This window comes from Leclercia sp. GLN_9 (assembly GCF_043105735.1).
GTDB classification, from domain to species: Bacteria; Pseudomonadota; Gammaproteobacteria; order Enterobacterales; family Enterobacteriaceae; genus Enterobacter; species Enterobacter adecarboxylatus.
In genome coordinates, this window is the sequence record NZ_JBICLV010000045.1 from 1 (window position 1) to 7,076 (window position 7,076).

Here is a 7,076-nt window from a genome sequence, read left to right on the forward strand (position 1 = left end):
TTCTACTGAACATGAGGTGAACGGAACAATCCACCGGGCTTAATTGACGGGCATCACAACCCGAGTAGCCGTTTTGCATTGACGTTATTGGCCCGGCAAACATCACCGGGCAACTAACTACAACACCAATCCCGCAAAGCTCGCCGACAACAGGCTCACCAGGGTGGCACCGTACACCAGGCGCAGGCCAAAGCGCGACACCACGTTGCCCTGTTTCTCGTTCAGCCCTTTAATCGCCCCGGCCACGATGCCGATAGAGGCAAAGTTAGCGAAGGAGACCAGGAACACCGACAGAATGCCCAGCCCGCGCGGGGTCATCTGCGCCGCAATTTTTTGCAGCTCGATCATCGCTACAAACTCGTTCGCCACTAGTTTGGTCGCCATAATGCCGCCCGCGTGCAGGGCATCGCTCAGCGGAATGCCTACCAGCCACGCCAGCGGATAGAAGACATAGCCTAAAATCTGCTGGAAGCTTAAACCGAACACGCTGGAGAAGAGGGCGTTAACGGCGCTGATCAGGGCAATAAAACCGATCAGCATCGCCAGAATAATCATCGCCACTTTGAATCCGGCCAGAATATATTCGCCCAGCATCTCAAAGAAGCTCTGAGACTCATGCATCTTCTCAAGCTTAATTTCCGGCTCCGCTTCCGGGCGGGTCGGGTTAATCACCGTGAGAATTATAAAGGTGCTGAACATATTCAGGATCAGCGCCGCGACCACATATTTTGCCTCCAGCATGGTCATATAGGCTCCGACGATCGACAGTGAGACGGTCGACATCGCGGTAGCGGCCATGGTGAACAGACGGCGGGAGGAGAGATCCCCCAACACCCCTTTGTAAGCAATGAAGTTTTCCGACTGGCCCAGCGTCAGGGAGCTGATGGCGTTAAAGGATTCAAGTTTGCCCATGCCGTTTACCTTCGACAGCAGGGTGCCGACGACGCGGATAATCACCGGCAGAATACGCCAGTGTTGCAGAATACCGATCAGCGCAGAAATAAAGATAATCGGGCACAGCACGCCGAGGAAAATAAACGCCAGCCCTTTTTCACCCATCCCGCCAAATACAAAGTTGGTTCCTTCGGCGGCATATTTCAGTAATGACTCGAAGAAGCCCGAGACGTATTGAATAACAAACAAACCGCTTTCGGCGTGGAGGAAAAAGAACGCCAGCGCAATTTCAATGACAATAAGCTGGATGACATAGCGAATGCGAACATGACGGCGGTCAAAGCTGACCAGCCAGGCCAGCGCAAGGATTACTACCAGCGCCAGCAGAAAGTGCAGGAATTGATACATAGTTGATTTTCAGCAGATTAATGAGGCGCATATTTAGCCACAGCCTGCTTTAACCGTAAATGAACTTTTGCGTGATAACTTATTCACCTTTTAGTCACTGTGGTGATTATATTTCCCTTATGGGTTTACATCCTGTCATCAAAATGCAGCATATTTCGCTTGTATTTCTTATTGCCGTAATGATAATCACTATCACAAGAATTTACCTTTCTTTGCATCAGTTGACCGTGATAAACATTTAAGGTGTCGGCATGTTTGTTCCATTTCTCATTATGTTACGTGAAGGCCTCGAAGCGGCCCTTATTGTCAGCCTGATCGCCAGCTATCTGAAACGAACCCAGCGCGGTCGCTGGATTGGGGTGATGTGGATTGGCGTTTTCCTGGCGGCCGCCCTCTGTCTCGGTCTGGGGATTGCGATTAACGAAACCACTGGGGAATTCCCGCAAAAAGAGCAGGAGCTGTTTGAAGGCATCGTCGCAGTCATTGCGGTGGTGATCCTCACCTGGATGGTGTTCTGGATGCGCAAAGTGTCGCGTAACGTTAAGGTTCAGCTGGAACAGGCGGTGGACAGCGCCCTCGCAAAGGGCAATCACCACGGCTGGGCATTGATCATGATGGTCTTCTTCGCCGTGGCGCGTGAAGGGCTGGAGTCGGTCTTCTTCCTGCTGGCTGCTTTCCAGCAGGATGTCGGGATCTGGCCGCCGCTCGGCGCGGTACTGGGTCTGGCAACCGCGGTGGTGCTCGGTTTCCTGCTCTACTGGGGTGGGATCCGTCTTAACCTCGGCGTTTTCTTCAAGTGGACCAGCCTGTTTATTCTGCTGGTAGCCGCCGGGCTGGCCGCCGGGGCGATCCGCGCCTTCCATGAGGCGGGCCTGTGGAACCACTTCCAGGATGTGGCGTTCGATCTCAGTAACGTCCTGACCACCCATTCGCTGACCGGTACCCTGCTGGAAGGGATCTTCGGTTATCAGGAAACGCCGAGCGTCAGTGAAGTGGCTGTCTATTTCATCTATCTCATTCCGGCGCTGGCGCTGTTCTTCATGCCATCGCGGCCAGGCACGCAGCCGTCGCATACCGCGTCCTGAAGTGCTTATTATGTCTACAAAATCATGCAAGTTGCATCCAGGCGGCAAGGCTGAGGCACCCCAGGCGCTTACTCAGGTAAGTGACTGGGGTGAGCAAACGAAGCCAATGCAGAGGTAGCTTGCAGGGTGACGTGTATAGTTACAACATACTTGTTAAAGGGAAGGGTCATGGCAATTCAATTTCGTCGCAGTGCGTTACAGGCTGGCGTGGCAGCGCTGATTGCGTCTGCCTTCGCTGCACAGGCCGCGGATGTTCCGCAGGTTAAAGTTACCGTCAATGATAAACAGTGTGAGCCGATGACCATCACGGTCAACAGCGGTAAAACCCAGTTCATCATCCAGAACCACAGCCAGAAAGCGCTGGAGTGGGAGATCCTCAAAGGGGTCATGGTGGTGGAAGAGCGTGAGAATATCGCGCCGGGCTTCAGCCAGAAGATGACTGCCAACCTGCAGCCGGGTGAATACGACATGACCTGCGGCCTGCTGACCAACCCGAAAGGCAAGCTGATTGTTAAAGGCGCAGCCACCGCTGACGCCGCCAAAGGCGACGCGCTGCTGAGCCTGGGCGATGCCATCACCGCCTATAAAGCCTATGTAACCAAAGAGACCGCGGATCTGGTTGCAGGCACAAAAGGCTTTACCGACGCCGTGAAAGCGGGCGATATCGAAAAAGCCAAATCACTGTACGCGCCAACCCGCCAGCACTACGAGCGCATCGAGCCTATCGCCGAGCTGTTCTCTGATCTGGATGGCAGCATCGATGCCCGTGAGGATGACTACGAGCAGAAAGCCGCCGATCCGAAATTCACCGGTTTCCACCGCCTGGAGAAAGCGCTGTTTGGCGATAACTCAACCAAAGGGATGGAGCAATACGCGGAGCAGTTGAACAGCGACGTGCTGGAGCTGCAAAAACGCATCAGCGAGCTGGCCTTCCCGCCGTCAAAAGTCGTGGGTGGCGCGGCTGGGCTGATTGAAGAAGTGGCAGCCAGCAAAATCAGCGGGGAAGAAGATCGCTACAGCCATACCGACCTGTGGGACTTCCAGGCGAACGTCGAAGGTGCCCAGAAGATCGTTGACCTGCTGCGTCCACAGCTGCAAAAAGATAACAGCGCTCTGCTGGCGAAAGTGGATGCCAACTTTAAGAAGGTCACCACTATTCTGGCGAAATACCGCACCAAAGACGGGTTTGAAACCTACGACAAGCTGACCGATGCTGACCGTAATGCCCTGAAAGGGCCGATCACCACCCTGGCGGAAGATCTGGCTCAGCTGCGTGGCGTACTGGGTCTGGACTAAGTTGATGAACAAGCATGACGAGTACGACGTGGCTGAACCTTCACGACGTCGGTTGTTAAAAGGGGTAGGGGCGCTTGGCGGCGCTCTCGCCCTGGCGGGTGGTTGCCCGGTGGCGCATGCGGCAAAACCGCAGAGTGCCCCGGGCACGCTCTCCCCGGATGCGCGGATGGAGACGCAGCCGTTTTACGGTCAGCATCAGGCGGGGATCTTAACCCCGCAGCAGGCATCGATGATGCTGGTGGCCTTTGATGTACTGGCCAGCGACAAAAGCGAGCTGGAACGTCTGTTCCGCCTTCTGACGCAGCGCATTGCATTTTTGACCACCGGCGGCCCGGCGCCCGATACGCAGAACCCGCGTCTGCCGCCGATGGACTCGGGGATCCTGGGTGCCTATATCGCCCCGGATAACCTGACCATGACGGTATCGCTGGGGGCCTCGCTGTTTGACGATCGCTTTGGTCTCGCCGCGCAAAAACCCAAATCGTTGCAGAAGATGGTGCGCTTCCCGAATGACTCCCTGGATGCGGCCCTGTGCCACGGCGATCTGCTGATCCAGATCTGCGCCAACACTCAGGATACGGTGATTCACGCGCTGCGCGATTTGATTAAACACACCCCGGATCTGCTGAGTGTACGCTGGAAGCGGGAAGGATTTATCTCTGACCACGCCGCGCGCAGCAAAGGCAAAGAGACGCCGGTGAATCTGCTCGGCTTTAAGGATGGCACCGCCAACCCGAACAGCCAGGATGCGCCCCTGATGGACAAAGTGGTTTGGGTAACGGCCGACCAGAGTGAACCAGCCTGGACGGTGGGCGGCAGCTATCAGGCGGTGCGCATTATCCAGTTCCACGTTGAGTTCTGGGACCGCACGCCGCTCAAGGAACAGCAGACCATTTTTGGCCGCGACAAACACAGCGGCGCGCCGTTGGGGATGAAAAACGAGCACGACGTGCCGGATTACGCCAGCGATCCTGATGGCGAGACCATTGCGCTCGACAGCCATATCCGCCTTGCTAACCCACGCACAAAGGAGACCGAGTCCAACCTGATGATGCGCCGGGGATACAGCTACTCGCTGGGGGTGACTAACTCTGGCCAGTTGGATATGGGCCTGCTGTTTGTCTGCTACCAGCACGATCTGGAGCAGGGCTTTTTGACCGTGCAGAAGCGCCTGAACGGCGAAGCGCTGGAGGAGTACGTTAAGCCGATTGGCGGGGGCTATTTCTTTGCTCTGCCAGGCGTGCGCGATAAAAACGGCTGGCTTGCGCAGGGGCTGCTCGAAGCCTGAATACCGTCCCGCTTACCCCATAAGCGGGACCTATTTTTATGTCCCGCTAAACTCTTGTTATAATTCTGTAATATTCCCATAGCAGACTAACTAACGCTGTCAGGTGAATCTTAAAAGTTGCACTCAGGTAAAAATAATGTTGCATTCATGCTAAATCCTGATGTACTTACATTAAGAAAGCGGTAAACCTTACAGTGATCATGAATCGCTCTGGAGATCGCGAATGGTTGGGTCCTCAACTGGACAAGGTAAAGGCAACAAACGCAGCACCCGGCGCGGAGGTTCACACTCCGGCAGCGATCTCTTCACCGAAAAATTCTCCCCCTCCCCAGTAAATCCTGATTTTTCCGATCCACCGAATGGTGAGCATAGCGATTCGGTTGGGTCATTTAACCAAGCAAGCTATGGCTTAGAAGGAAGCCAACCCTCAGATGTTTGTTCGCATAATCGTACCGATGCCGGTACGAGTGATGAATACCAACAACTCAAGGTGCTATCCATGGGAAGACAAAAAGCAGTGATCAAAGCTCGTCGTGAAGCAAAACGTGTGCTGAGACGGGATTCACGTAGCCATAAACAGCGTGAAGAAGAGTCGGTCACCTCGCTTGTGCAGATGAGTGGCGTTGAAGCAATTGGCATGGCGCGGGACAGCCGGGATATGGCGCCAATTGTTGCACGCAATGACGCTCAGGCGCAGTACCTGAATGCTATTGAGAGAAAGTCGCTGATTTTCGCCACCGGTGAAGCCGGTTGCGGGAAAACCTGGATAAGTGCAGCCAAAGCGGCAGAGGCTCTGATTCATAAAGACGTCGATAAGATCATTGTCACTCGCCCGGTATTGCAGGCCGATGAAGATCTCGGCTTCTTGCCCGGTGATATTTCGGAGAAATTTGCGCCATATTTCCGGCCCGTTTATGACGTGCTGGTGAAGCGTTTGGGCGCATCTTTTATGCAGTACTGCCTGCGACCAGAAATTGGCAAGGTAGAAATTGCGCCGTTCGCCTATATGCGCGGACGTACATTTGAAAATGCAGTTGTGATTCTCGACGAGGCTCAGAACGTAACTGCTGCGCAAATGAAGATGTTTTTGACGCGCCTCGGGGAAAACGTGACGGTGATCGTGAACGGGGATATCACCCAGTGCGACCTGCCGGCCGGCGTAAAATCGGGTCTGAGCGATGCGTTGGCACGTTTCGTTGAGGATGAGATGGTAGGGATAGTACAGTTTACGAAAGATGACTGTGTGCGTTCGGCGCTCTGTCAGCGAACACTGAACGCCTACTATTGAGTCTGTTGCTGTATGCAAAGCCCGGGAAACCGGGCTTTGTTGTTTGTGAGGGGCAGATGCGTGATGGCGCTGCGCTTTGTTTCTTCTCTGCTGGGGGAGAAGGATCTCCACAAAAATATTGGCACGGCCGGCCCCCTCTCCATTCAGGGCGGGGGTGAGGGGCCCAGAGCGCACGGAGTGACAGTGGGCTCCGGGAGGGATGGACTCGCTGCGGGTAGCCTGTTCACTGCGTTCGCGGTCTGTCCAACTGGCTGTCGCCCGTTGTCGAACCCTCGGTCGGGGGAGCTCATTCCTCCCGCAGGCGTGCTACATGCGAAAACAAAGCCCGCATTTTCATGCGAGCTCTTCTTTAAATATGGCGGTGAGGGAGGGATGGACTCGCTTCGCTCGCCCTACGGGCAACCCCCTCACTGCGTTCGCGGTCTGTCCAACTGGCTGTCGCCCGTTGTCGAACTCTCAGTCGAGGGTTCTCATCCCTCCCTTTCGGGAGAATATAAACGAAAAAAGCCCGTACTTTCGTACGAGCTCTTTTCTTGAATATGGCGGTGAGGGAGGGATTGACTCGCTTCGCTCGCCCTGCGGGCAGCCTGTTCGCTACGCGCTCAGGCTGTCCAACTGGCTATCGCCAGTTGTCGGACCCTCAGTCGAGGGTTCTCATCCCTCCCGCAGGCGTGCTACATGCGAAAAAAAAGCCCGCATTTTCATGCGAGCTCTTCATTAAATATGGCGGTGAGGGAGGGATGGACTCGCTGCGCTCGCCCTGCGGGCAGCCTGTTCGCTGCGCGCTCAGGCTGTCCAACTGGCTGTCGCCAGTTGT

General features: G+C 55.2%; 5 protein-coding genes and 1 other RNA gene. 4 read left to right on the forward strand and 2 right to left on the reverse strand.

The features are described from left to right. Positions 1 to 117: 117 nt before the first annotated feature. Positions 118 to 1,302: a NupC/NupG family nucleoside CNT transporter gene (locus ACF8PE_RS22710; RefSeq protein ID WP_059308295.1), complete on the reverse strand. Its 1,185-nt coding sequence runs from the start codon at positions 1,300 to 1,302 to the stop codon at positions 118 to 120. A 251-nt stretch (positions 1,303 to 1,553) separates the two neighbouring features. Here ACF8PE_RS22710 and efeU point away from each other — a divergent pair, with 251 nt between their 5' ends. The 4 genes from efeU to phoH all read left to right on the forward strand — a co-directional run bounded on the left by efeU (position 1,554) and on the right by phoH (position 6,259). Then, positions 1,554 to 2,387, forward strand: a complete 834-nt coding sequence (gene efeU, locus ACF8PE_RS22715; RefSeq protein ID WP_032617491.1) for an iron uptake transporter permease EfeU — start codon at positions 1,554 to 1,556, stop codon at positions 2,385 to 2,387. A 168-nt stretch (positions 2,388 to 2,555) separates the two neighbouring features. Next, positions 2,556 to 3,683 carry an iron uptake system protein EfeO gene (efeO, locus tag ACF8PE_RS22720; RefSeq protein WP_032617492.1) on the forward strand — a complete coding sequence of 376 codons (1,128 nt, stop codon included), beginning with the start codon at positions 2,556 to 2,558 and terminating at the stop codon, positions 3,681 to 3,683. Between the two features lie 4 nt (positions 3,684 to 3,687). Next, positions 3,688 to 4,971: an iron uptake transporter deferrochelatase/peroxidase subunit gene (gene efeB, locus ACF8PE_RS22725; RefSeq protein ID WP_032617493.1), complete on the forward strand. Its 1,284-nt coding sequence runs from the start codon at positions 3,688 to 3,690 to the stop codon at positions 4,969 to 4,971. 499 nt (positions 4,972 to 5,470) lie between these two features. Further along, positions 5,471 to 6,259 (forward strand): phosphate starvation-inducible protein PhoH, encoded by a 789-nt coding sequence (phoH, locus tag ACF8PE_RS22730; RefSeq protein ID WP_032617494.1) that lies wholly within the window; start codon positions 5,471 to 5,473, stop codon positions 6,257 to 6,259. Positions 6,260 to 6,615: 356 nt separating this feature from the next. On the opposite strand, the gene ACF8PE_RS22735 is transcribed toward phoH, so the two are convergent. After that, positions 6,616 to 6,754, reverse strand: a non-coding RNA gene (locus ACF8PE_RS22735) — RtT sRNA. Positions 6,755 to 7,076 lie beyond the last annotated feature (322 nt).

What these genes read in the sequence shown, in the direction of transcription:
- ACF8PE_RS22710 (WP_059308295.1), bottom strand. Translation starts at nt 1,302, where the DNA reads ATGTATCAATTCCTGCACTTTCTGCTGGCGCTGGTAGTAATCCTTGCG.
- efeU (WP_032617491.1), top strand. Translation starts at nt 1,554, where the DNA reads ATGTTTGTTCCATTTCTCATTATGTTACGTGAAGGCCTCGAAGCGGCC.
- efeO (WP_032617492.1), top strand. Translation starts at nt 2,556, where the DNA reads ATGGCAATTCAATTTCGTCGCAGTGCGTTACAGGCTGGCGTGGCAGCG.
- efeB (WP_032617493.1), top strand. Translation starts at nt 3,688, where the DNA reads ATGAACAAGCATGACGAGTACGACGTGGCTGAACCTTCACGACGTCGG.
- phoH (WP_032617494.1), top strand. Translation starts at nt 5,471, where the DNA reads ATGGGAAGACAAAAAGCAGTGATCAAAGCTCGTCGTGAAGCAAAACGT.